Genomic DNA, 24,587 nt, shown 5'->3' with positions numbered 1-24,587 from the left:
TCAAGGCTTGCGGCAGTGCGAAAAGATGTTGCGCCGCAGCGTAATAATCAGTCCGCCGCTCGCAATACACGGTCCGCCAGTGCCTCGTCATCCTGTACCGATCCGACGATCTCCAGCATGCCGTCCGCCCCGACCCGTGCAACAAGGATGACGGTGTCGCCAGGCATCGCCACCGCGCCGCCATCAAGCGCGGCGCGGCCGATGACGGGGCGTTCGGTAACGGGGCGCGGGGCGGGGCCAGATGCCTTTGCCCCCCGCATCTCGCGTTCCGCCGCGACGATCGCCTTCACCCCGCCGGCCAGTTCGGTCAGGAAGGCGGGAAGGGCGCCCGCGGGCACCGCATGGCGGCGGGCATGTTGCAGAACCGCGGCAAACTCGGCGAGGCGCGTCTTGTCGTAATCGGCGCCGAAGACCAGCTTCACGATCGGGGTCATCGGCGCGCGCGCCTGTACGGTCAGCCCGGCATCGGCGAGCAGCCCAGCATAACCCTCGGGGTCGATTTCCGTCGACAGGCCGAAATCATGCGCGCGGCCAAGCGCACGGTAGAGGGCGGCGCGGCTGCGCGTGTCGGCGGCGCGGACCGCCGCGGCGCTTTCGCGTGCCAGGGTCAACTGGTTGCCCAGCGGCCCGGTCAGCGGCTCGACCGGCTCGGCCGTCACATCGCCGGGGACGATGGGCTCGATCGCGCCGCTGGGCCCATCCGCCCACACCGTTGCCGCGACGCTGGGCGTGGCGGGGGCGGCGTGCATCGCGGCGGCCAGTGCCGAATCCAGCGTCGCCTGGACGAACGGATCGGCCACTTCCTTCCAGTTGATCACGCCGTAGATGAAGTCGATCGTCGTTCCGTCCGACGAGAAGGGCATCAGGATGCCCCGGTACATGGTGGTGTGGCCGCGCGTGTTGGTAAACTCTGCCTCGAACCCGATCGGCGCCTGATTGGCGATGATCTGCAGATAATGGTCGGTCAGGCGCGACAACAGCGAACGGGCCGGCACCTCCGCCACGCGCCGCGGCGTGACCTCCAGGCCACATTCCTCGCGCAGGGCGCGGCCGATAAAGGCGATGTGGGGATCCTCCACCGCCTGGGTGAAGTCCAGCAGCACCGAATGGGCGCTGAAATCGGCGATGGCCGCGGGATTGAGATCCTCGATCGAGGGATAGGCGCGGCCGCGGAGCAGCGACACCCATTGATTATAGGCGCGAACGTGCATCCGGCGCTCATCGCCGCCCAGATCGAACATGACGTCGTCTACGGCGCCTTCGCACGCCTCTGCCACGGCAGGATCGTTCAGTTCGGGCCCGGCGGTCATGATGGTACGAATCCCCTTCAGCGTGCAGCGCCCTTGTGCACCCGGCGTGGTAAACGATGCGTGAAGACCAAAGCGGCTTGTCAGCCGCGATCCGGCCTGTTAAGCGCCGCCTCCTCGACCGGATACCAGCCGGTCGCGATTGCATGGGCCGCTTTAGCTCAGCTGGTAGAGCATCGCATTCGTAATGCGGGGGTCACAGGTTCGAGTCCTGTAAGCGGCACCATCCAAAATCATGACATCGCAAAATCAGGTGATCGCTGCCGCGAGGACAGCGCCGTGGTCCGGCGTGTGGCTTATCCGCTGGCTGGGCGTGGTATCGTGGCGGCACGAACCGTGATCCGTGCCGCCAACGGGGTTAGAAGCGGATACGCATCGCGCCGCGGTAGGATTGATTGCGAACATCGTCGCGGCCGATCGTCGTGTCGGCGCCCAGGCTGAACTCGACGGCACCGCTGGCATAGGCGACGCCCGCACCGATCTCGGCCCAGTCATGGTCCTGCCCGGCCACCAGGAAGGACGCGGTTGCGCCCTTGCCACCCGCCAGCGTCGCCGTCACCACGCCCGGCCGATCCTCGAAATCGTGGACGTAATAGGCGGTGGCGAACGGGCGGAAGCCACGCGAGTCGCCGTCGATCTGGAGGCCGGCGCGGCCCTGCAGGCTGGCGAAGCGGTCCTGGCGGAACAGCAGGGCCGGCCCGCTGCCGCGCTCGCCGGTGGGGGTGAAGTCGATGCGGCTGGCGCGCAGGGCGACGCGGGGGCTGAGGTGGAGGCTGTCGCTGCCGAAGGCGTAGCTGCCGCCGACCTCGGTGGAAAGCGCGAGCGCGTTGTCGCGCGTGGCGAGGTCGAAGGTGGTGCCGATCAGCGTGCCGGTCCGCCGCGTGCGTGCCTGGAACACGCCCGCGCTGAACTGCGCATCCAGCATCGGTCCGCCGACCGCGCCCAGCTTGCCGTACAGCGTGCCCTGGATCAGCTCGCCACTGGCCGAACGCGCCATCAGCCGGCGGCTGTCGAGATCGGTGTAGGACAGGCTGAAGCCGAGCGTGCCCTGCTCACCCGCCTCGCCCTCCAGACCGGCGGCGATGTACATGCCGTCGAAGCGTTCACGGGCATCGCCGAAGCTGGTCGCGGGCATGGCGGCGTTCGAGCCGTTGATGTAGCCGCCCGCCAGATAGGCCGACATGGTGTCGGGCAGCGCGCCCTCGCGCACCGTCGTCAACCCGGCATCGCTGACCATCTGCTGCTGGCCGGGCATGGTGATCGCGTTCGCCGCGACCTCGACGGGGCGACCGATCATCGACACGGTGCCGCCGCCGCCCGAGCCGGGTCGCAACGCGGCCAGACGGTCGCGATAGAAGCGCGCCATATGGTCGATCGCGGCGGTGCCCAGCGCCCGCTTCGTGGTTTCGGTGCGCGGGGCCAGACCCTCCAGGCTGGTGCGGATCGTCGTGGCGTTCTGCACGTCGAGCAGGTCGTAGGTGCCGCGCAGATTGGCATAGGCGCCGCGATTGCCGTCGAGGAGGCGCGCATAGGCGGTCTGCACCGGGGTGGCGGAGACGATGTCGGCGTAGCGGCCGGCGGCGATGCGCATGGTGACGGCGTTCGGGCCGTAGGACAGGCTGGGGAAGAGGATCGCGCTGAGTGCCTGCGGGGTGGCGAAGCTGCCCGCGACGCCCCCGGTCACGGTGGCGACGGTGTAGCGTTCGTCATACAGGAGCGGCCGGCCGCCGGCGGCACGCAGCGCCAGCGTGCCACCGTTCAGTTGCAGGCGCCCACCCGTCACGGCCAGCTGGTCCGACTGGCCGGGGGTGCCGACATCGATCAGCAACTGGCTGCCCGCGCCCAGCGTGGCGTTCCCCGCAACGGTCAGCGTGCCGATCCCGCCGGCCGCCGCGCCGGGCGAAACGGTGCCGCCGGTGGCATTGAGCGTCGCGATCCGCCCGGTACCGCCCAGCGTGCCGCCCGCGACAAGGGTGAGCGCCGAGTTGCGCAACTGACCGTTGACGGTCAGCAGACCCTGTTCGACGCGGGTCGGCCCGGTATAGCCGCTGTTGCCGGTCAGGATCAGCTCGCCGCCGCCCTTCTTGACGAGGCCGCCGATATCGTTGGGAAAGGCCTGCAGCACTTCTGCCGAATAGCGGGTGCGCGCGTCGGCAATGTCGTTGCTCCACACGTCCACCGTGCCGGCCACGACCGTGACGTCGCGCACGGCGCGCAGGGCGGTGGGACCGCGCAGGGCCACCTCCATCTGCGGTGCGCCCCAGCCCGATTTCAGGTCCACGCCCGGTGTGTCCAGATCCTTCGAGCTGGACACGAGGATATCGGAAATCAGCGGCGTGTTATATTCGGGAAAGGCCTCCATCAGCACCGCGGCAAAGCCCGACACGTTGGGGGCGGCCATCGACGTGCCGGTATAGGCAGCATAGCCCGGCCCGGTGTAGCGGATAAAACGGCCGAGCATGGTGGCCATCATTGCGTCCGCCTCGACCAGCACGGCGCTGGAGAATTCAGGCGTCAGAATGTTGAGATTACCCGCCAAGATGCCGGCCAGGTTGGCGGTAACGCCATCGGGGGTGTTCAGGCGGCTGCCCGCGACCAACGTGATGGCCACAGCTTCCTGCGCGACACGGCGACGCGCAGCGGTTTCGTCGAACGCGACACCGGCACGCTGCGCAGCGTCCTTGGCGCCGAGATACTCGTTCAGGGCGGCGATGAAGCGGTTGACCGACGCGCTTTGCAGGGCCGCGACGGTGGTGGCTGCGTAGAGCGTCGGATAGGCGGCGCGGGTGAACTGGGCCTGGATGCCCTGCCGGTCGAACTCGTAGGCTGGAACCGAGGATACGATGTTGCTGCCCGGTCCCGACACGCACCAAGTTGCGGTTTGCCCACAGAAGCTGGTCGAAGGCGTGGCGGTCAGGTTCGCCTGATAATTGGCGACCGACAGCCAGTTGCCGCGCAGACGCGGGTCAGAAAACGGGGCAACCGCATCCACGCTGGCATGGACGCCCGATCCGTTACCGGCCGAAAAGACGACCAGCACGTCGTTCTTCAGAACAGGATCGTAGAAGGTGCCGAGATCCTGACGGAATTGTTGAAGCACGGTGGTCAGCGGCGCATCATAGGGCAGTGAATTGCCGCTGCCCCAGCTGTTGTTGATGATACGAACCTGACCGGTACTGGCGAGATTGACGATATTCTCCCGCGGGGTGCTGACCAACGTGCCGTCGATCACCTGATCCTTATACCACAGGAAGTCGCCGGCCGCGAAATTGGCGGTCGCAGAGTAGATGTTGGCGTTGAAGGCGTTGCCGAACATGGGGAGGCCGTCGACCCGGCTGCCGGCCGCAGTGCCGGCGACGTGGGTGCCATGGCCTTCCCACCGGCGGCGCGGATTGATCAGGCCGTCATTACCATAGGCGGCGGGCACCACGGTGCGCAGCCCGGTGATCTTGCCGGCGCCCTGGAACTGGGGGTGGGTGGTCAGCACGCCTGCGTCGTTGATGCCGATCGTTTGCCCACGCCCGCTGAGCCCCAGCACATAGGCATGCTCCATGCCCAGATAGGCCTTGGAATAATCAACGGAAAACTGCGCATCCTTGCGCCAGGACGCGATCGCGGCGGCATAGTCCGCGGTTCTGGTGCCATTCGCCATATAATATCCACCGGCCGGCGGCGGCGGTGGCGACGATGGTGCAGTCTGGGCCAGAACCGGCGAGGACACGAGGCACGTGGTACACAGCACCGCGAAAAGGATTGCGCTTTTGCACGACTTGATCATGGAAACCCCCGGATGGCGGGCGCTCGCAGCCCGCTTTGTCCGGAAGGCTGACACCCGAAAGGGTTAGTTTCAAACGAAAATGGATCGATAACGAGGCGCTAATGCAGATCTTTCCACAACCGTGTCTTTTATAACCACAATGATTTTTCCGGGCAGCGGGTGACGTCCGCATGTTTCGCGATGGCGTGATCGCCTATGCTGCGCCCATGACCAGTGGCACGATTCGCGTCGGCATCGGGGGATGGACCTATGAGCCATGGCGGGACAGCTTCTATCCACCGAAATGGCCGCAGAAGCGCGAATTGGAATATGCCGCGTCGAAGCTGACCGCGATCGAGATCAACGGCACCTATTATTCAAGCTTCAAGCCGGTGAGCTTCGCTGGCTGGGCAAAGGCGGTGCCGGATGGCTTCGTCTTTGCGCTGAAGGCGTCGCGCTATGCCACCAACCGCAAGGTACTGGCCGAGGCGGGCGAGTCGGTGATGCGCTTCATCGGGCAGGGCATCGTCGAGCTCGGCGACCGGCTGGGGCCGGTCCTATGGCAGTTCATGGCGACCAAGCGTTTTGATCCGGACGATTTCGGCGCGTTCCTGGCGCTGTTGCCGAAGCAGCATGACGGGGTGGCGCTGCGTCACGCGGTGCAGGTCCGGCATGAGAGCTTCCAGACGCCCGACTTCGTCGCGATGGCCCGCGCGGCGAACGTCGCGGTGGTCTTCGACGACAGCGAGGGTGCGCCGACCTTTCCCGATGCCACAAGCGACTTTGTCTATGCCCGGCTGGAGAATGCGGTGGAGGACGAATCGGCCGGCTATGCCCCGGCGGCGCTCGACGGGTGGGGGGCTGCCGCGGCGGGGTGGGCCAAAGGTGGCGTGCCGGCGGGGATGACCTGCATCGGCAGTGAAGCAGCACCGATCGTTCCGCGCGACGTGTTCCTGTTCTTCATCAACGGCGCCAAGGTGCGCGCCCCCCACGGCGCGATGGCGCTGATCGACCGGCTTGGTGGGCGTTAGAGTCAAACGCGATCAAGATTGTACTGGCCGAGCCCCTCCCTGGAGAGGGGGGCGCAAAGCTGATATCGAGAGACACGTCGCCGCGTCTGGCACTGTCTCGATACGCTCCTGCGAAGCTACTCGATCTCTACTCGACACGAACGGATCAGGGTGATGTCATCCGGCTGCAGTGTGCGGGGCCGTCCATCGACGTGATTTCCTGAAACGGCTCTGCAAGCCTGTTCGACCTCCACCCGTCACGAACGGGAAAGAGGGAATCATCATCGTCTCAGGCGCGGGTGCCGCTCGCTTCGGTCGTGGTGGTGACGGGGGGGGCGGCCTGCGGTGCGGGGGCGGCAGGCGGTGCGGCGGGGGGCGTCATCAGGGCGGCGTTTTCGAGCGTGTCGAGGGCGCGGCGGGCAGCGGCGTAGCGGTAGGCGGCGCGGTCCCAGGTGGTGGCGCGGGCGGCGCCCGGCATGCGCGCGATCTCGTCCCGCGCGGCATCGACCTGGCCGGCATCGAGCAGGTGGCGGGCGCGGGTCAGGCGATCGACGGGGGCGGTGGACGGGCTGTTGGCCTGGCGCAGCACGACAAGGCCGGCGAGTTCCTGGCGCACCCCTTCCCACCAGCCCTGGCTGTCGTCGACGGACAATTGCGAGGCCAGCGTGTCGAGACCCTGACGCAAGGCCTCCAGCGTTACCGGGCGGCTGGCGACCGCGATGACGGTGCCGACCGCGCGCGGCTCGACCGCGCCGAAACGGGTGCGAAGCTGTTCCTCGAGATACCCGAGCGGCTGGCCGCGATCGAGCGCGCGGCGGGCGGCAAAGGCGACCAGCAGCGCCTCGGCCCGGGTCGCCTGTCGACCGGCGGCGTTCGTATCGGCGTCCAGCGCGGCGGTGCGCGCCTCCAGAGCGGCGAGCTGGCCGGCAAGTGCGGCCTCGCGGGTGGCCAGCGTCGCGGGGTCGGCAAGGGGCGCCGGCTGGGCCGGGGTGGCAGGGGCGGCGGCGGTCTGGACGGGTGCCTGTGTCGCGGTGCGCGCGTCGCTGCGATCGAAGTTCCTCATCGCATAGCCCATCAGGATCAGGCCGGCGACAAAGGCGAGAAGGACGAGCGCGACGAGCACGCCGGTACGGGGGCCGCGCGCGCGCGGTCGATCGATCGGCATGGGGTCGCTCATGCGCGCTTTATCTCCCCGGCCGTCACTCCGGTCAATCGTGGAGCCGCTGCAAGGCGAGCGCGACCAGTGCGGCGTCATCGGGCCGGGGGGCGGCAAGGGCGTATCGCCAGCCCGGCCCCGCGGCGTCCCGAATCGCCGGGCTGAGCGCAAGAAGGCCGATCCGGCCCCGGTCGGCGCCATCGCGGTCCACCAGCGCAGCGAGCCGCCGCGCGGCACGTGCCGAATGGAGCAGGACGTCCATTTCCGCGAAGCCGCGAACGGTGCCGGGGGGAAGGGGAACCGGTTCTGCGGCATAGATGGTGATCGCGACCACGGCCTCGCCCCCGTCGATCCGGTCGCGGCCGGCGAGATGAAGCAGACGCGCAAGGCCCCGGGCGCGGGCGGCGGCGATCGCGGCGGCGGCATCGGCGGCGCCGGTCACCGCGACACAAAGGCCAGCGTCGCGTGCGGCGGCGGCGGTTGCCGGGCCGACCGCGACGACGGGCAGCGCGGCGAGCGTCGCCAGCGCTGGGCCGGCTTGGCGCAGTGCCTGCGCGCTGGTCAGCAACAGCGCGTCGAAATCGCCGGGTGGGGGCGGCGCCCAGGCCACCGGCGCGACGGCGAAAAAGGGGCAGGCCCGCGCGTCGAGACCGACGGCGGCGAGCGCGGTCAAGGTGCGCGTGGCGCCCGGTTCCGGCCGGACGACCACGAGCGGGCGCGTCATGCCCCAAACAGGCGCCGCACCGATGGGGGTGCCCGCTCCAGCAGGTCGGCAGCGAGGGTGGCGCCGAGCGCGTCGTCGATCGCTCCCTCGACCGTGCCGACGACGCTGTCCGCGCCGTCCTCGGTCAACAGTTCGGCGGTGAGGCGCAGCGTTTCGCCGGCAAGCGAGGCCATCGCGCCGACCGGCGAATGGCAATCCGCCGCCAGCCCGGCGAGCAGCGCGCGTTCGGCCAGCACGCAGGCGCTGGTATCGTCGTGGTCGATCGCAGCGACGATGCGGCGGGCATCATGGTCGTCGGCGCGCGTCTCGATCCCGACCGCGCCCTGCGCGGGGGCGGGGAGCATGGTATCGGTGGGGATCGCGGTGCCGACATCGTCGCGGCCGAGCCGGTCGAGCCCGGCGGCGGCGAGCAGCGTGGCGTCGGCCTCGCCCGCGGCCAGCTTGGCGAGGCGCGTCTCGACATTGCCGCGGAACAGCACGATGCGGAGGTCCGGCCGGTGGCGGAGCAGTTGCGCGCGGCGGCGCGGGCTGCTGGTGCCGACGACGGCGCCGGAACGCAGGCTCGCGATGTCGGGCGCGCCGATCAGCCGGTCGCGCACATCGGCGCGGGGCAGCATCGCGGCGATGGTGATCGCGGCGGGGCGGATCGTCTCCACATCCTTCATCGAATGGACGGCGGCGTCGATCTCGTTCGCCAGCAGCGCGCGGTCCAGCTCCTTGGTCCACAGCGCCTTGCCGCCGATCTCGGCCAGTGCGCGGTCCTGCACCCGGTCGCCGGTGGTGCGGATGGGGACGATCGCCACGGCATCCTCCCCCCAGCCATGCGCCGCAAGAAGCGCATCGCGCACCATCCGCGCCTGGGTGAGCGCCAGCGGCGAACCGCGCGTGCCGAGCCTGAACACTGCCATGGCGCACCCCTTGCCGCAGCGAGGGGGGATTCGACAAGCGGGCGCGGGTGGAATCGGGCGCGCGCAAGGGTTAAGGGGACGGGCATGCTGATCCTGGGACTGGAATCCTCCTGCGACGAGACCGCCGCCGCGCTGGTTACCGATGAGGGCCGTGTGCTGGCGCATCGGCTGGCGGGGCAGGAGGCGGCGCATGCGCCCTATGGCGGGGTGGTGCCCGAGATCGCGGCGCGGGCGCATGTCGAGGCGCTAGAGCCGCTGATCCAGGCGGCGTTCGCCGATGCCGGCGTGACGCTGGCCGAGGTGGACGCGGTGGCGGCGACGGCGGGGCCGGGGCTGATCGGCGGGGTGATGGTCGGGCTGGTGACGGGCAAGGCGCTGGCGCATGCGGCGAACAAGCCGCTGATCGCGGTCAACCATCTGGAGGGCCATGCGCTGAGCCCGCGGCTGGCCGACCGCGACCTGGCCTTTCCCTATCTGCTGCTGCTGGTGTCGGGCGGGCATTGCCAGTTGCTGCTGGTCGAGGGCGTCGGGCGCTATCGCCGGCTGGCGACGACGATCGACGATGCGGTGGGCGAGGCGTTCGACAAGACCGCCAAGCTGCTGGGGCTGGGCTATCCCGGCGGGCCGGCGGTGGAGCGGCTGGCGCAGGAAGGCGACCCCGCCGCGGTGCCGCTGCCCCGGCCGCTCAAGGGTGCGGCCGAGCCGCATTTCTCGTTTGCAGGGCTGAAAAGCGCGGTGGCGCGGGCGGTGGGCGGACATGCCCCCGCCGATATCGCCGCATCGTTCCAGTTGGCGGTGGTCGAGTGCCTGATCGACCGGACGCGCCGGGCGCTGGCGGTGGCGCCGCAGGCGACCGCGCTGGTGGTGGCGGGCGGGGTCGCGGCGAACGGCGCGGTACGGGGCGCGCTGGAGGCGCTGGCAGCGGAGCATGACCTGCGCTTCGTCGCGCCGCCGGGATGGCTGTGCACCGACAATGCCGCGATGATTGCCTGGGCCGGGGTGGAGCGCTTCGCCGCCGGGCTGACCGATCCGCTGGACGTCGCCGCGCGCCCGCGCTGGCCGCTGGACCCGGATGCCGAGGCGGTGCGCGGGGCGGGGGTGAAGGCGTGAGCGAGACGATCGGCGTGATCGGCGCGGGCGCCTGGGGCACTGCGCTGGCGCAGGTCGCGGCGAGCGCGGGGCATGAGGTGCGGCTGTGGGCGCGCGACCCGGCGCTGGTGGCGGCGATCAACGCGACCGCGGAGAATGCGCCCTATCTGCCGGGCATTCCGCTGTCGCCGCGCATCCGGGCGACGGGCGACCTGGCCCATGTCGCGCAGGCGCCGGTCAATCTGGTGGTGACGCCGGCGCAGGCGATGCGATCGGTGCTGGCGACGCTGCCCGCGCATGGCCAGGCGCTGGTGCTGTGTTCCAAGGGGATCGAGGCGGGCAGCCACCGGTTGATGAGCGAGGTGGCGGCCGAGGAGCATCCGCGCTCGCCGATCGCGGTGCTGTCGGGGCCTACCTTTGCGCATGAGGTGACACGCGGCCTGCCCACCGCGGTGACGCTGGCCTGTGCCGCGCCCGCCTTGCGCGCGCAACTGGCCGAGTGGCTGGCGACGCCGCAGTTCCGCCCCTATGCCAGCGCCGATGTGGTGGGGGCCGAGATCGGTGGCGCGGTGAAGAACGTGCTGGCGATCGGGTGCGGCGTCGTGGAGGGGGCGGGGCTGGGCCAGAATGCGCGCGCCGCGCTGATCGCGCGAGGCTTTGCCGAGATGACGCGTTTCGGGCTGGCGCGCGGGGCGGATGCGGTGACGCTGGCCGGGCTGTCGGGGCTGGGCGACCTGGTGCTGACCTGTTCGTCGGTCGCGTCGCGCAATTTCTCGCTGGGGCTGGGACTTGGTCGGGGGCAGTCGGCGGCGGCGCTGCTGGCGGACCGGCGCACGGTGGCGGAGGGCGCCTTTACCGCGCCGGTGCTGCGCGAGGCGGCGGCGGGCGTGGGCGTCGACATGCCGGTGACCGATGCGGTGTGCCGCCTGCTGGGCGGCGAGGCGGTGGATACGGTGATCGGCGACCTGCTGGCGCGACCATTGCGGGACGAGGGGGCTTAACCCGGCTGGCCGTCGATGCCGAAATTCAGGCGGCGGGAAACATTGGGGTCGATGACCGCGAGGAGCAGATAGGCGGTGAACTGGCGGGCGCGTTGCAGCCAGCCGGTGCGTGTCTTGTAGAGATCCGGCGTGATCTCCTCCGACCGGGCGATCTCGCCATCGACATAGCCGCGGACATGCGCGGCGAAGGCCGCGTCCTCGATGCGGATCATCAGCTCCAGATTGATGAACAGGCTGCGCATGTCGAAATTGGCGGAGCCGATATGGACGGCATCGTCGATGACGTAGAGCTTGGTATGCAGCTTGGTCGGCTGATATTCGTAGATGTGCACGCCCTTGCGCAGCAAACCGGCATAGGTGAAGCGCGCCGCGGCGATGGTGGCGCCATTGTCCGACTTGGCGGCGGTAACGACGCGGACCTGTGCGGCGCGCCGCCCCGCCTTGTCGAGGCGGCGCAGCATGGTCGGGCTGGGGGTGAAATAAGCGGCGATCAGGTCGATCCGGTGCCCGCGGCGCATGTCGTGCCGCACGGTGCGCGCCCAGGGGGACAGATGGCGGGTAGGGCCGCCGATCAGCCAGCGCAGGGCGCCCTGCCGCTCGCTCCAATGCGCCAGCGCGCGGTTCAGGTGGCGCATCTTGCCGTTCGGCTGGCGAACCCAATCCTGCAGCGCATCGAAATAGCCGGCCAGTCGCGCGGCGGCATCCCCTTCCACCAGCAGCCCGAGGTCGCGCCAGGCCTGTTCGGCAGGCGTGCCGAAATAATCATCCTCGATATTGAAGCCGCCGACGATGATTCGCGCGTTCCCCGCCTCCTCAGCATCGGCCAGGGCCAGCTTCTGGTGGTTGCGCAGCAGATAGCGGCGCCCCAGCCGCGGTTCGAAGCGGCAGACCTGGATGCCGGCCTGTTCCAGCGGCTGGAAGAAATCCGCGTCCGCATCGTCGCTGCCGAAGCCGTCGACGATCAACGATACCGCCACGCCGCGCCGGGCGGCGGCGATCAGCGCGGCGTTGACCCGGCGGCCGGCATCGTCATCGGCATAGATATAGTAGAGAATGCGCAGCGAGCGGCGGGCGCGGTCGATCAGGTCCAGCACCGCATCCAGCCGGCGCGGGCCGGTATCGAGCAGGGTCAGCCGGTTTCCCTCCACGGTAAAGACCGGCTGGGGAGCGGAGTCGGAGGAGGAACCGGCGTCGTCGGACATAACCAAGGCGTAACGATGCGGTGGCCCCCCGCGTTGCATGGCGCGCAATCTTTGACTTTTGCCGGCAACGGGGCTAAGCGCTGCGCTTTCATCCCATCGTTGTTCAAGAAGGACACGGCATGGCGCGCGTCACCGTCGAGGATTGCGTCGACAAGATTCCCAACCGGTTCGATCTGGTCCTGTTCGCCGCGCAGCGTGCGCGGCAGATTTCGGGCGGAGCGGACCTCACCCTCGATCGCGATCGCGACAAGAACCCGGTGGTTGCGCTCCGCGAGATCGCCGAGGAAACGGTGCGGCCCGCGCATCTGGAAGAATCGGTCATCAACGGCCTGCAGCGCGTGCAGATGGACGATGACGACGAGGTCGATGCGGTCGGCAACCTCCAGGCCTCGGCCGAGGCGCTGCGCCTGACCGCGGCCGCGCCGCCGCGCAACCAGAATCTGGGTGCCGATTACGAGGGCTGATCGAGCCCTTGCATGCGGTTACCGAAAAGGGCCGGGGCAGTGGTGCCCGGGCCCTTTTTGTTTGTGGGTGTGATGAAAGGGCGAAGGCGAGTTTCACGTGCTCAAGGCATCGTGCGTGAAACCCCAAGCAATATCCGTTCGGCTTGAGCGAAGTCGAAGGCTAAGTGGCTCGCATGCCCTTCGACTTCGCTCAGGACGAACGGCGGTATGAAAGCAGGATAACGTCACCTTGATCCGTTCGTATTGGAACGGTGCCTTACACCGCGACGCGTCTCTCGATACGTCGTCTCGATACGCGGCTTTGCCGCTACTCGACGACTATTCGAGACGAACGGGAGGAGTTGGATCGATCCGATGGCATCCAACTCACGATCATGAGAAAGGCTGGGCATCACCGAACGCCAAAAAGCCGCGCATCCCAAGCGGGATCGCGGCTTGTCGGTGCCGTCAGGCAGCCATGCGGGCGGACGGGCCGCCCGGCGGGGCTTACTTGATCTTGGCTTCCTTAAACTCGACATGCTTGCGCACGACGGGATCATACTTGTTGAAGCTCAGCTTCTCGGTCTTGGTGCGCGGGTTCTTCTTGGTGACGTAGAAGAAGCCGGTGTCGGCCGAGCTGACGAGCTTGATCTTGACGGTGGTCGGCTTTGCCATGACCTGAATCCTGTAAGCTTGAAAATGCGAAAGCGGCAGCACGCGCCGCCGCTCCTATCAGCCGCGGCGCATGGCGCATGCGGGGCAATGAGTCAAGCTTTGAGGGTCCTTTAAACGCGCCAAGGGGTGTTTCGCCGTGCCGGTCCGCTCCGATTAAACGCCCCTTTACGTGCTTCGTGGCATAAACCACAGCATAACAGGACGAGAGAGGATGTGGGATGCCGGGCGAATCGCGGGACATGATCCGTATCGAGCTGGCGGCGCGAATCGCGGCGCTGGATGTGCGCGCGCCCTATGCCGCGGTGTCCGACATGGCGGCCGAAGTGGACGCCATCCGCCGCATCGCCCACCGCCATGGCATGGCGCCGGCGGTCACCGTCGCGCATTTCCTGGACCATGCGCTGGCACGCGGCGAGCGTGGGCCGTTGCTGCACGGCTGGCTGGCGATGCTGGACGAGGCGGTGGCGAGCGGGCGCGACGATCTGGATGCCGCGCATGCCTTTGCCGCGGCCTGTTCGGTGCGGTTGGCCGCCTGATGCGTCGCTGATGGACGCACTGATGGCGGCGCTGGTCGCCGCGCTGGTGGTGCAGGCGGGGGACCGGCCCGCCTGGCTCGCGGCGATCCTGGCCGACCGATACCGCGCCCCCGCTACGGTGATGCTGGCCGCGCTGGTCGCATTGGCGGCGGCGAGCGGGATCGCGGTGGCGGCGGGACTGGCGATCGCGGCGATGCTGACGCCCGCGGCGCGCGACCTCCTCCTGGCCATGGCGCTGGTGTTGCAGGGCGGCGGCGCGCTGTTTGCGCAAAAGCCGCCGGAGCGGCTGGCGCGGTGGCGGCTGGGCGCCTTTGCGACCAGTCTGCTCGGGCTGTTCATCCTGTGCTTTGGCGACGGGTTGCAATTCGTGGTGGACGCCATCGCGATCCGATCGACGATGCCGTGGCTGGCGGTGGTCGGTGCGACGCTGGGCGGGATCGCGGTGCTGGGCGCCGCGGCGGTGATGGGCGAGCGGGACTGGTGCCGCCTGCCGCGCGATCGCATCCGGCAGGGTGGGGCGGTCCTGTGCCTGATGCTGGGCGTGATATTCGGGCTGTCCGGATTGCGGTTGATCTAGCGGGTCGATCAAACAGCGCGGGTTTTGCGCGTGGACGCGTCGGAGCCATTCGGCCATCGGATCGTTCACGCAACAAATTCCAACCATCATCCGGGAGCTTTCCGATGGCCGATACCAACCCGGCGCTCGAAACGCCGAGCAGCCTGAACCGCAACGACACCGCCAGCGTCGCCGATGCGCTGAACGGCGCACTGGCGGATTGCTATGCACTGTATTTGAAGACGAAGAATTTCCACTGGCACGTCTCGGGCCCGCATTTTCGGGATTACCACCTGTTGCTGGACGATCAGGCCGCGCAGATCCTGGGCGTGACCGACGCGATCGCGGAGCGGGTGCGCAAGACGGGCAATGTCACGCTGCGTTCGATCGGCGACATCGCGCGCCGCCAGACCATCGCCGACAACGACCGCGAGTTCGTGGGGGCCGGCGACATGCTGGCCGAGCTGCGCGACGACAATCTGAAGCTGGTCGACCGGTTCCGCGCGGTCAAGGACGCCGCCGAGGACGCCAAGGACAATGCGACCAGCGGCATCGTCGACGAATGGACCGATCAGGCCGAGGAACGTGCCTGGTTCCTGTTCGAGGCCAGCCGCAAGGGCTGATACTCTTTTTGAAAACTCGCAAGAGGGCAAGGTTTCAGGCGGTACCGGCCCGCTCCCCCACTCGGCCACCCATCAAGCATACGGAAGTGGGTGGCCGGGTGGGGGAGCGGGCCGGTACCGCAAACGCGCGTCGGCGCGTTCTCCATAGCCCGATCTCTGATCGGGAACGCAACGACCTCCTGACCGGTTGTGGAAGCATAACCGTCAGGAGGAACCACCATGCTGAAACTTGCCGTCACTTTTCTGATCCTCGGATTGATCCTGGGTGCGCTCGGTTTCGGCGGGATCGGTGGTGCGTTCGTCGGCATTGCCAAGGTGCTGTTCTTTATCGCCCTGGCCCTCTTCCTGATCTTCCTCGTGCTGGGGCTGGTCGCGGGTAAATCGGTGAAGAACGCGATCGACTGACGAACGGCCCGGCGATGCAGGCCTTTGCCGCGCTTCTCGATTCGCTGATCTATACGCGGTCGCGCAATGCCAAGCTGAGGCTGATCGCCGATTACCTGCGCGCCACGCCCGACCCCGACCGGGGTTGGGCGATGGCGGCGCTGACCGGCGACCTGGACCTGCCGGCGGTGAAGCCCGCACTGATCCGGGCGCTGATCGAGGCGCGGATCGACCCCGTACTTTTCCGGATGAGCCGCGACTATGTCGGCGATACCGCGGAGACGGTGTCGCTGCTGTGGCCAGAGCCCGACCGGCCAGTGGAGAATGCCCCGCTGTCTGTGGCGGATGTGGTCGATCGGTTGATGCATCTGTCACGATCGGATGCGCCGGCGGCGCTTGCCGGGATGCTCGACCGGCTGAATGCCGAGGAACGCTTCGCCCTGCTCAAGATGGCGACGGGGTCGCTCAGGATCGGCGTGTCGGCGCGGCTGGCCAAGACGGCGCTGGCCGACGCGTTCGGACTGGATGTCGATGCGGTGGAGGAGGTGTGGCACGGACTGGTGCCGCCCTATGCTGCGTTGTTCGCCTGGGCCGAGGGTACCGGCGCGCAGCCGACGCCCGCGGACGTGCCGGTGTTCCGGCCGTTCATGCTGGCGCATCCGCTGGAGGATCTGCGCGTCGACCTGAAGGACTATGCCGCGGAGTGGAAGTGGGACGGCATCCGCGTGCAGATCGTCCATGTCGCGGGTGCCACCCGGCTCTACAGCCGGACCGGCGACGATGTGACGGGCAGCTTTCCCGATGTCGCCGCCGCCTTTACCGGGATCGGCGCGGTCGACGGCGAATTGCTGGTCAAGGGCGAGCATCAGGGCGGGACGCTGGAGGATGGCGGGGGCGCGGCCAGCTTCAACGCGCTGCAACAGCGACTCGGGCGCAAGACGGTGTCGGGCAAGATGCTGGAGGAATATCCGGCCTTTGTCCGCCTGTACGACATCCTGTTCGATGGGAACGAGGATCTGCGCCCCCTGCCATGGACCGAGCGACGCCGGAGGCTGGAAGCGTTCGCGGCACCCCTCGACCCCGACCGGTTCGATCTGAGCCAGGTGATCGAGGCGGCGGACTTCACCGCGCTGGAGGCGATGCGCGCCACCGCGCGCGATGCCGCGATCGAGGGCATGATGCTGAAGCGGCGCGACTCGCCCTATGTGACGGGGCGGCGCACCGGGCTGTGGTATAAATGGAAGCGCGATCCGCTGACCGCGGACTGCGTGATGATGTACGCGCAGCGCGGCAGCGGGCGGCGGTCGAGTTACTACAGCGACTATACCTTCGGCTGCTGGACCGAGGAGGGCGAGCTACTGCCGGTCGGCAAGGCCTATTCGGGGATCACCGACGAGGAACTGCGCGAACTGGACCGCTTCGTGCGCGGCCATACCGTGCACCGCTTCGGCCCGGTGCGCGAGGTGGAGAAGACGCTGGTGCTGGAGATCGCGTTCGATTCGATCCACGAATCGAAGCGGCACAAATCGGGGATCGCGATGCGCTTTCCCCGGATCGCGCGCATCCGCCTGGACAAGCCCGCCGCGGAAGCGGACCGGATCGAGGCGCTGCGGCGGATGGTGACCTGATCGGTCAGCCGAACAGCCACAGGCCCATGATGCGCGCGGGGGCAAAGGCGAAGGCACCCGCGCCGATCAGTCCGCCGAGATAAAGGGCGATCATGGTGGTGCGGTGCGTGGCGATCCAGCCCGATCGTGCGGAGGCAACGGCACGCCACAGGCCGATGACGGTTAGGGGCACGAACAGGTGGATCGCGCTGAACTGGCCATGGTTGAGGTGGCGAATGCCGAGTGCGGACAGGGCAGCGACGAGCATCAGCATGACCCAGACCTTGCCGAGCAGGCGGTGGTGGGGGCCGCCTTTGTGGGCGAGTAGCAGGTAGAGGCCGAGGGGCAGGGCGGGCAGCACCGTGGCGAGGTGGAGCGCCACCGCCACCTCGCGAACCGCCGGGGCGGCGGGCGCGAGGCCGAGGGCGGCACGGCCGAGCGCCACGGCCGCCATCGCGCTGAGCCCGCCACCGGCGACCAGCACCATGGCGCGCATCGCGGGCGACAGGTCGCGACGCGTGCGACGGGGCGGGAAGGCGATCGGGAGGGGCAGGCTGGTCATCGGCGCGATCCTTGATGGCGGTGTCGGGGCCATCCTGTCTGCCGACGGTTCGTTCGCCAGCGCGGGTGCGTGGATCGGCCGCCTGCTGCGTGAGCCGTGCGGCTTTGCCATTTCGCGAAGCGTGAACGGGCGGTAGGACTCGCCTCCGTCATGCCGCCGGCCCGCCGTTTCCTCATCGATCTGTCGATCATGCTCGCGATCGGGTTGCTGCTCGCGCTGATGGGACCGTTCGGGACGTTTGCGGGGAGCGTGGCGTTTCGGCTGGTCTACTGGGTGACGCTGATGGTGGCGGGATATGCGCTCTATCATCCGGCGATGATGGCGGCGAGCCGGGTGGCGGCGCGGCTGGCGCTGCCCGAGGCGGCGATGTGGGCGGCGGCGGGTGTGGTGGCGAGCGTGCCGATGACCGCGCTGGTGTGGGTGGTGGGCCGGATCGGCTATACCACGCGCTGGCCGACGCCGGAGCAGGCCCTGGCGCTGTACGTCAATGTGGGGCTGGTGGGTGCGATCGGGACGGTGATGCTGTGGGTCGCGCGGCGGCGGCGGGAGGCGGCGTTGGTGCTGGCGGAGTCGGAACCGGAGCCGGTAGTGGCCGAGCCGGTCGGGCCGGCATTGTTCGAACGGTTGCCGCCGGGGTTCGGGCCGACGCTGCACGCGCTGGAGATGGAGGACCATTATGTCCGCGCGCACGGTGCTTATGGCTCGGCGCTGATCCTGATGCGGATGCGCGATGCGGTGGCGGAAACCGCCCCGCTGGCGGGGGCACAGGTGCATCGCAGCTGGTGGGTCGCGCGGGATGCGGTGGAGCGGGTACGGCGCGAGGGGCGCAACTACCGGCTGGTGCTGCCCGGCGGGGTCGAGGCACCGGTGGCGCGGGGGGCGGTTCCGACGCTGGTGGCGGAGGGGTGGATCTAGTGTCAAACGCGATCAAGATTCTACAGGCCGAGCCTCTCCCCTGAAGCGGAGGGGGAGCACAAAACTTATCGCTTTCGCCTCTAGTTTTATCGGGTTGCGTTGCGCGTCGTCAGCTACCTTGCGTAGCTTGGCGGCCCCTCACCCTTCCCACTGCCTTGCGGCAGCGGGCCCCTTCCAGCATCAGGTCGCCCATGCCCCCGGCATGGGCTGAACAGCGCGGGGCGCTGTTCACCTGATGCTCCCCGGAGGGGAGAGGGAGGTTGGATATCACGCCAGCGTGCGGACCTTGGGTTCGCGGTCCCAGTAGCGCTTCTTGGCGGCGTTGACGAAGCCGTCGAGATCCACCACGCCCTCGTCCGGCTGGACCCCGGCCTTGTCGAGCAGGGGTTGCGCGGCGGCGTTGTGGCCGATCGCCTTCAGATGGCCGAAGGCGTCCATGACGAACTGTACCGCGGCGCCTTCCTTGACCAGTTTCGCGCAGGCCTCTTCGCTCAGGATCACCGCGATCGCATCGACGGTGACCGAAGGCTGGCCGAAGAGTTGCGCGTCGGCCTTGACCTTTGTCCCGTCGGAGAGCGGCACGGCGCCGACCTTGGGCGCGATCAGCATCGGGGTGCCGCCGGCATCCTCGACACCCGCCTTCACCGTCTTCAACGCGGCCGCGTCGGTGCCGTCGGCGATGAGGATGCCGACGGTGCGGCCCTTCAGCGTATGCTTTTCCAGCGGGCCACGGATGATGCGCAGCGCTGGCGATACGTCCATGTCGATCACCGGAGCCGCCGTCGGCGACGCCTCGGGCAGGTCCATGGCGAGGCCGTCGGCGACGCGGGTCGCCAGCGTTTCATCCACGTTGCGCAGGTTCGCCATCATCTGGATGCGGACATGTTCGAGCGAAACCTTGGACAGCTCGAACACGATCGCGGAGGCCAGATGCGCCTGTTCGGCGGGGTCGAGCGAGCGGAAGAACAGCCGAGCCTGGCTGTAATGATCCGCAAAGCTTTCGGGACGGATGCGCAGCTTGGCGCCCTCTTCTTCCGACGGATAGGTCTTGAAGCCCGCCGGGTCCTCGCGCGGGCCGCCGGGTTCGCCCGCCAGATGCAGGCTGTTGGGCTCGTAATTGGCGCGGCCCTTAAACACCTGCATCTGCATATGGCCATCGCGCTGCAGATTGGCGAAGGGGTGATCGCCGGGGACGTTCTTGGGCTGGTTGACCGGGATCTGGGTGAAGTTGACCCCGCCGAGGCGCGACAATTGCGTGTCCAGGTAGGAGAAGAGCCGGCCCTGGAGGAGGGGATCGTTGGTGAAGTCGATGCCCGGCACGACGTTGCTGGGGCAGAAGGCGACCTGCTCGGTTTCGGCAAAGAAATTGTCGGGATAGCGGTCGAGCACCATGCGGCCGACGATCTTTACCGGCAGCACTTCCTCCGGGATGATCTTGGTCGAATCGAGCACGTCATAGGGTTGGGCGTTGGCGAATTCCTCGTCGAACAGCTGCACGCCCAGTTCCCATTCGGGGAAGTCGCCGCGGCCGATCCGCTCGAACAGGTCGCGACGCTGAAAATCGGGATCGGCGCCGGCGATCTTCACCGTCTCGTCCCAGATGGTCGATTGCAGCCCGGCCTTGGGCTTCCAGTGGAACTTCACAAAGGTCGACTGACCCGCCTTGTTGACGAAGCGGAAGGTGTGGATGCCGAACCCCTCCATCGTCGCGAAGCTTTTCGGCAGGGTACGGTCCGACATCGCCCACATGATCATGTGGGTCGATTCGGGCATGAGCGAGATGAAGTCCCAGAAGGTGTCGTGCGCGGTCGCCGCCTGCGGATAGCCGCGATCGGCCTCCATCTTGGCAGCGTGGATCAGGTCGGGGAACTTGATCGCGTCCTGGATGAAGAAGACCGGGATGTTGTTGCCGACCAGATCCCAATTGCCCTGCTTGGTATAGAATTTCACCGCAAAGCCGCGCACGTCGCGCGGGGTGTCCACCGATCCGGCGCCGCCCGCCACCGTGGAGAAGCGGGTAAAGACGGGCACGCGCTCGCCGGGGCGCTGGAAGATGTCGGCGGTGGTGATGTTGGACAGCGATTCGGTCAGTTCGAAATAGCCGTGCGCGCCGGTGCCGCGGGCGTGAACGATCCGCTCCGGAATACGCTCGTGGTCGAAATGGTTGATCTTCTCGCGGTAGACATGGTCTTCGAGCAGCACGGGGCCGCGCAGGCCGGCCTTGAGCTGGTTCTGGTTGTCGGCGATCGCGACGCCCTGATTGGTGGTGAGGACCGGATGGTCGGCGTCGCTGCGCTGATGCGTCTCGCCGCCGTTGCCGGCGTTCAGGGCGTCATGATCCATGATATTGCTCCAGGTAAGGCTTTGCCTCGCTCAACGAGCGGGATGCCGAATGGAGCCTGTTGCGAATCGATTGCGGTTGGGGGGGCGGGGTGACGATTGACGTTGCGCTGTTTGGCGGCCCCTCACCCTCCCATCGCTGGCGCGATGGGCCCCTCCCTCTCCCCGTATGGGGAGAGGGCTGGTCCGTGATCAGCCGTCGCTGACGCGTTCGATGTCGGCGCCGACGGCGGAGAGCTTTTCCTCCAGCCGCTCATAGCCGCGGTCGAGGTGATAGACGCGCGCGACCGAGGTTTCGCCCTCGGCGGCCAGGCCGGCGATGATGAGGCTCATCGAGGCGCGCAGGTCGGTCGCCATGACGGGGGCGCCGACCAGCGGCTCGCCGCCCTTCACCATGGCGGTGCGGCCATGCACCTGCACGCTGGCCCCCATGCGCGCCAGTTCGGGAACATGCATGTAGCGGTTCTCGAAGATCGTCTCGGTCAGGACGCTGGTGCCCTCCGCCTTCAGGAGCATCGCCATGAACTGCGCCTGCATATCGGTGGCAAAGCCCGGAAAGGGCGCGGTGGAGAGCGTGAGCGGCCTGAGCGGGCCGTCCGCCGCGATGCGGATCGCGCCGGGCTTCTCCTCCACGGTCACGCCGGCTTGGCGCAGGGCGGCGAGCGTCGCCTCCATGTCGGGGGCGTGGGCGCCGACCAGTTCGATGTCGCCGCCGGTGATCGCCGCGGCGCAGGCATAGGAGCCCGCCTCGATCCGATCGGGCATCACCGCATAGGTGGCGCCGTGCAGGCGATCGACGCCCTCGATCGTCAGCGTCTCGGTACCGATGCCGTCGATCCGGGCGCCCATCGCGACAAGCAGGTTGCACAGGTCGACGATCTCGGGCTCGCGCGCGGCGTTGCCGATCACGCTGGTGCCCTGGGCGGTGGCGGCGGCCATCAGCACATTCTCGGTCGCGCCGACCGAGACCACGGGGAAGGTGTAGCGGCCACCCGACAGCCGGCCGCCGGGCGCGGACGCCTCGACATAGCCGGCGGTCAGCTCGATCTGGGCGCCGATCGCCTCCAGCGCCTTCAGGTGAAGATCGATCGGGCGGTTGCCGATCGCGCAGCCACCGGGCAGCGACACGCGCGCGACACCGGCCCGCGCCAGAATGGGGCCGAGGACGAGGATGGAGGCGCGCATCTTGCGCACGATGTCATAGGGCGCCTCGGTCGAGGTCAGGCGGCCGGCGCGGATCGTCATCACCCGGCCGAATTCGTCGGGGCGCGTGCCCTCGATCGCGGTCGAGGCACCCAACTGGTTCAGAAGGTGGCCGAAGCCATCGACATCGGCGAGGCGCGGCAGGTTGCGCAGGGTGAGCGGTTCGTCCGTCAGCAGTGCGCAGGGGAGGAGGGTGAGTGCGGCGTTCTTGGCACCGGAAATCGGGAGGCGCCCGGCGAGTCGCTGTCCGCCGCGAATGAGAATGCGATCCATCCCCCGTCCCTAGCGCAAGCAATGACGAAGCGCCAAGGCTCCTGTCCTGCCTTGATCGATGTCAATGCAGGCAAATCCCTTCCTTGGCTAAGGCTCGGAGCCGATTGGGGGAATAGGAATAGTGCCACGCAGCGGCCTCGCCGATCGCTTCCACCGAATGGTCGAATTGACCCCGGGCGAACGCAACACTTTGATTCAAGTCGAAGAGCGGACGCGCACCGTGTCGCGGGGCGCGGTGTTGCTGCGCGAACATGACCGGATGGACGAACTGTTCGTCGTGCGTGAAGGCATGATGATGGCCTATGTCCTCCTGGACGACGGCAGCCGGCAGATTGTGCGTTTCCTGTTCCCAGGCGATATTTTTGCACTGTCGGCGCTGGTTTATCGCGGATCGCCGGACACGGTGGTGGCGCTGTCGACGGCGGTGCTGTCGGTGATCGACCGGCCGACGATCGCGCGGCTGTCGGAGGAGCATCCGCGCCTGTTATGCCTGCTCCTGGTGTTGAACCAGATCGAGCGGGTGGCGGCGACGGACCGGATGGCGGGGCTGGGGCGGACCTCGGCGCGCGCGCGGGTCGCGACGCTGCTGCTCGACCTGCGCAACCGGATGCGGCGTGCCGACATGGATATCGATGCGATCTTCCCCTTGCGCCTGACGCAGGAGGAGATCGGCGATGCCACCGGGCTGACCGCGGTGCACGTCAACCGGATGCTGCGGCAGTTGGAGGAAGACGGCATGATCGCGCGCGAATCGGGGCGCGTGGTGATCCGCGACGAAGCGGCGTTGGCGCGCGAGACCAATTATGTCGATCGCTACAACAAGCTCGACCTGGGATGGCTGCCGCCGGGGCGGTGAGCGGCCGATCCTGACCCCGCCGGGAGGGCGGGGGTATCAGGTCAGGCCTTTTCCAGCGTGCATTGCAGCGGATGCTGGTTGGCGCGGGCGAAATCGATCACCTGGCCGACCTTGGTCTCGGCCACCTCGTAGGAAAAGACGCCGCACACGCCCACGCCGCGCTGATGGACGTGGAGCATGACGCGGGTCGCTTCCTCCATGTTCATGCGGAAGAAGCGCTGGAGACACAGCACGACGAACTCCATCGGCGTATAGTCGTCGTTGAGCATCAGGACGCGGTAGGGCGTCGGCTGTTTGGTGCGGGTGCGCGTGCGCGTGGCGACACCGAGCCCGGAGCCGCCCCCGGCGCCACCATTGCCGTCGTCGTCGGTGCCGTCGCCATCTCGGCGATCAGCCATGGTTGTTGTAAGCCGCTGCATGACAGGATTGAAAATATGGCATGCGCGGGGGCAGGCACAAGGGGCTGAACCGGCGCGGAGGACGATTCCCGGCCCGCCGGCCGCAAAGAAAAGGGCGGCCGTCCGGTTGGACGACCGCCCCTTTGCCCGGGAGCCGGCCCCGGGCGATCCGCGTCAGGCGCTGATCTTCATCTTCTCGGCGGCGACCGCGAAGCGGTTGCTGAGCGGCTGGGCGATCTCGCCGGCCAGCTTCAGCATCGTCTCGGTCGACTTCGACGTCTCGGCGACCAGCGTGTCGAAGCTGGTGCGGGCATAGTCCGACTGGAGCTTCATGAACTCGGTCGGCGACTTGGCGCTGGCGAGCGTCTTCCACGCCTGGGTCGTGCTCTCGAAGCTGCGCTTGGCATAGTCGGCCGCGCCCTGGCCGAGATGTTCGAACCCGCGCGCGGCGATGCGCGACGATTCGACCAGCGCTTCCAGATTGTCCTTGTTGAAGGCGGCGGCGTCCTCAAGCATCCGGGCGCTCTTGTCCATGGCCGCCTGGGTGCGGGTGGAGGCCTCGCCGAACATGGCCTGGGTCTTGCTCGTGGCGTTTTCGATCGTCGCTTCCATCACAACTTCCTTGGCTTCGATGTCCGCCGGAACCGCGGCGGTCGGGGGAGTCGGTTGGTCCGGCTCGCTGGTAATCGGATCGGACGGGGTGTCGGTCTCCATGGTTGCGGAAACGACAGGGATCGGGGGCGTCGGGGCGGGAGCCGCCGCGGCAGGCGCGGGCGTCTCGACCGGTTCGACGGGGAGTGGCGTGGCGACCGCCGCCGGGGCGACCGTGTCCGCGACCAGGGCCTTTACCGCCGCTGCGGGGGAGGGCGCCGCCGCGTCCTGAATCGCGGGCAGGCCGGGCAACGGCGTCGCGGCCCTGGATTTCACGTCACGCCGCGGCTTGCGGCTCGTGCCGGACTGCTTGGCAGCCGCGGGCGTATTCGTCTTGTCGATAGACATAACACTCCCCTAATTTCGCTGCGATGCACAATAAGCGGTGATTTGACCTGAATCAAGGCTTAT

Annotated in this window: 23 protein-coding genes and 1 tRNA gene; 12 read left to right on the top strand and 12 right to left on the bottom strand. The window is 68.1% G+C overall.

The genetic code is table 11. The features are described from left to right. Positions 1–47: 47 nt before the first annotated feature. Positions 48–1,310, bottom strand: a complete 1,263-nt coding sequence (locus tag GQR91_RS04910; protein WP_149681371.1) for a PAS domain-containing protein — start codon at positions 1,308–1,310, stop codon at positions 48–50. A 147-nt stretch (positions 1,311–1,457) separates the two neighbouring features. On the opposite strand from GQR91_RS04910, the gene GQR91_RS04905 reads away from it, so the two are divergent. Further along, positions 1,458–1,533, top strand: a tRNA-Thr gene (locus GQR91_RS04905). A gap of 132 nt (positions 1,534–1,665) precedes the next feature. Here GQR91_RS04905 and GQR91_RS04900 read toward each other — a convergent pair. Beyond that, positions 1,666–4,959 carry a S8 family serine peptidase gene (locus GQR91_RS04900; protein WP_211368566.1) on the bottom strand — a complete coding sequence of 1,098 codons (3,294 nt, stop codon included), beginning with the start codon at positions 4,957–4,959 and terminating at the stop codon, positions 1,666–1,668. Positions 4,960–5,291: 332 nt separating this feature from the next. Here GQR91_RS04900 and GQR91_RS04895 point away from each other — a divergent pair, with 332 nt between their 5' ends. Next, complete coding sequence (locus tag GQR91_RS04895) at positions 5,292–6,095, top strand: DUF72 domain-containing protein (RefSeq protein ID WP_149681501.1); 804 nt, start codon at positions 5,292–5,294, stop codon at positions 6,093–6,095. 268 nt (positions 6,096–6,363) lie between these two features. On the opposite strand, the gene GQR91_RS04890 is transcribed toward GQR91_RS04895, so the two are convergent. Genes GQR91_RS04890 through hemC form a run of 3 tightly spaced genes read right to left on the bottom strand, consistent with a single transcriptional unit; the run spans position 6,364 to position 8,862 of the window. Then, positions 6,364–7,251: a hypothetical protein gene (locus GQR91_RS04890; RefSeq protein ID WP_149681369.1), complete on the bottom strand. Its 888-nt coding sequence runs from the start codon at positions 7,249–7,251 to the stop codon at positions 6,364–6,366. 31 nt (positions 7,252–7,282) lie between these two features. Next, positions 7,283–7,954: a uroporphyrinogen-III synthase gene (locus GQR91_RS04885; RefSeq protein ID WP_149681368.1), complete on the bottom strand. Its 672-nt coding sequence runs from the start codon at positions 7,952–7,954 to the stop codon at positions 7,283–7,285. Then, on the bottom strand, positions 7,951–8,862 hold the full coding sequence (gene hemC, locus GQR91_RS04880) for a hydroxymethylbilane synthase (protein ID WP_149681367.1): 912 nt from the start codon (positions 8,860–8,862) through the stop codon (positions 7,951–7,953). Before hemC ends, GQR91_RS04885 begins: the two co-directional genes overlap by 4 nt. A gap of 84 nt (positions 8,863–8,946) precedes the next feature. Between hemC and tsaD the strand changes: the two genes are divergently transcribed. Beyond that, positions 8,947–9,972 (top strand): tRNA (adenosine(37)-N6)-threonylcarbamoyltransferase complex transferase subunit TsaD, encoded by a 1,026-nt coding sequence (gene tsaD / locus GQR91_RS04875; RefSeq protein ID WP_149681366.1) that lies wholly within the window; start codon positions 8,947–8,949, stop codon positions 9,970–9,972. Then, positions 9,969–10,952, top strand: coding sequence for an NAD(P)H-dependent glycerol-3-phosphate dehydrogenase (locus GQR91_RS04870; protein ID WP_149681365.1), 984 nt, complete (start codon positions 9,969–9,971; stop codon positions 10,950–10,952). Before tsaD ends, GQR91_RS04870 begins: the two co-directional genes overlap by 4 nt. Here the strand turns inward: GQR91_RS04870 and GQR91_RS04865 are convergent. Continuing rightward, a complete protein-coding gene (locus tag GQR91_RS04865) occupies positions 10,949–12,154 on the bottom strand; it encodes a phospholipase D-like domain-containing protein (protein ID WP_149681364.1) in 1,206 nt (401 codons plus the stop codon). The two genes, GQR91_RS04870 and GQR91_RS04865, sit on opposite strands and share 4 nt — an antisense overlap. 119 nt (positions 12,155–12,273) lie before the next feature. On the opposite strand from GQR91_RS04865, the gene rpoZ reads away from it, so the two are divergent. Beyond that, on the top strand, positions 12,274–12,618 hold the full coding sequence (rpoZ, locus tag GQR91_RS04860) for a DNA-directed RNA polymerase subunit omega (RefSeq protein WP_112384212.1): 345 nt from the start codon (positions 12,274–12,276) through the stop codon (positions 12,616–12,618). 486 nt (positions 12,619–13,104) lie between these two features. On the opposite strand, the gene rpmG is transcribed toward rpoZ, so the two are convergent. Continuing rightward, a complete protein-coding gene (rpmG, locus tag GQR91_RS04855; RefSeq protein ID WP_007407030.1) occupies positions 13,105–13,272 on the bottom strand; it encodes a 50S ribosomal protein L33 in 168 nt (55 codons plus the stop codon). Positions 13,273–13,490: 218 nt separating this feature from the next. Here rpmG and GQR91_RS04850 point away from each other — a divergent pair, with 218 nt between their 5' ends. The 5 genes from GQR91_RS04850 (at position 13,491) to GQR91_RS04830 (ending at position 16,999) form a co-directional block, all read left to right on the top strand. Continuing rightward, complete coding sequence (locus GQR91_RS04850; RefSeq protein ID WP_112384213.1) at positions 13,491–13,808, top strand: hypothetical protein; 318 nt, start codon at positions 13,491–13,493, stop codon at positions 13,806–13,808. A 10-nt stretch (positions 13,809–13,818) separates the two neighbouring features. Next, entirely contained in the window at positions 13,819–14,385 is a 567-nt protein-coding gene (locus tag GQR91_RS04845) for a TMEM165/GDT1 family protein (protein WP_149681363.1), read from the top strand. Positions 14,386–14,489: 104 nt separating this feature from the next. Further along, positions 14,490–14,987 carry a Dps family protein gene (locus GQR91_RS04840; protein ID WP_112384215.1) on the top strand — a complete coding sequence of 166 codons (498 nt, stop codon included), beginning with the start codon at positions 14,490–14,492 and terminating at the stop codon, positions 14,985–14,987. 219 nt (positions 14,988–15,206) lie between these two features. Continuing rightward, entirely contained in the window at positions 15,207–15,392 is a 186-nt protein-coding gene (locus tag GQR91_RS04835; protein ID WP_112384135.1) for a DUF1328 family protein, read from the top strand. Positions 15,393–15,406: 14 nt separating this feature from the next. Then, positions 15,407–16,999: a cisplatin damage response ATP-dependent DNA ligase gene (locus GQR91_RS04830; protein WP_112384136.1), complete on the top strand. Its 1,593-nt coding sequence runs from the start codon at positions 15,407–15,409 to the stop codon at positions 16,997–16,999. 4 nt (positions 17,000–17,003) lie between these two features. On the opposite strand, the gene GQR91_RS04825 is transcribed toward GQR91_RS04830, so the two are convergent. Beyond that, complete coding sequence (locus GQR91_RS04825; RefSeq protein ID WP_160146736.1) at positions 17,004–17,540, bottom strand: DUF2306 domain-containing protein; 537 nt, start codon at positions 17,538–17,540, stop codon at positions 17,004–17,006. A gap of 150 nt (positions 17,541–17,690) precedes the next feature. Between GQR91_RS04825 and GQR91_RS04820 the strand changes: the two genes are divergently transcribed. Beyond that, the gene (locus tag GQR91_RS04820; protein ID WP_149681361.1) at positions 17,691–18,455 is read left to right on the top strand and encodes a LytTR family DNA-binding domain-containing protein; all 765 of its coding nucleotides are present in this window, start codon (positions 17,691–17,693) and stop codon (positions 18,453–18,455) included. A gap of 267 nt (positions 18,456–18,722) precedes the next feature. Here GQR91_RS04820 and GQR91_RS04815 read toward each other — a convergent pair whose 3' ends face one another. Then, positions 18,723–20,798 carry a catalase gene (locus tag GQR91_RS04815; RefSeq protein ID WP_149681360.1) on the bottom strand — a complete coding sequence of 692 codons (2,076 nt, stop codon included), beginning with the start codon at positions 20,796–20,798 and terminating at the stop codon, positions 18,723–18,725. 189 nt (positions 20,799–20,987) lie between these two features. After that, entirely contained in the window at positions 20,988–22,271 is a 1,284-nt protein-coding gene (gene murA, locus GQR91_RS04810; protein WP_149681359.1) for a UDP-N-acetylglucosamine 1-carboxyvinyltransferase, read from the bottom strand. 190 nt (positions 22,272–22,461) lie between these two features. Here murA and GQR91_RS04805 point away from each other — a divergent pair, with 190 nt between their 5' ends. Continuing rightward, positions 22,462–23,127 (top strand): Crp/Fnr family transcriptional regulator, encoded by a 666-nt coding sequence (locus GQR91_RS04805; RefSeq protein ID WP_311732265.1) that lies wholly within the window; start codon positions 22,462–22,464, stop codon positions 23,125–23,127. 41 nt (positions 23,128–23,168) lie between these two features. Here GQR91_RS04805 and clpS read toward each other — a convergent pair whose 3' ends face one another. Together clpS and GQR91_RS04795 are read right to left on the bottom strand one after the other, a co-directional pair. Next, positions 23,169–23,525: an ATP-dependent Clp protease adapter ClpS gene (gene clpS / locus GQR91_RS04800; RefSeq protein WP_149681358.1), complete on the bottom strand. Its 357-nt coding sequence runs from the start codon at positions 23,523–23,525 to the stop codon at positions 23,169–23,171. 174 nt (positions 23,526–23,699) lie between these two features. Beyond that, positions 23,700–24,524 carry a phasin family protein gene (locus GQR91_RS04795; RefSeq protein WP_235903866.1) on the bottom strand — a complete coding sequence of 275 codons (825 nt, stop codon included), beginning with the start codon at positions 24,522–24,524 and terminating at the stop codon, positions 23,700–23,702. Between the last annotated feature and the right edge of the window lie 63 nt (positions 24,525–24,587).

The organism is Sphingomonas carotinifaciens (genome assembly GCF_009789535.1).
Taxonomy (GTDB): domain Bacteria; phylum Pseudomonadota; class Alphaproteobacteria; order Sphingomonadales; family Sphingomonadaceae; genus Sphingomonas; species Sphingomonas carotinifaciens.
This window is presented reverse-complemented; position numbering and strand designations above follow the sequence as displayed.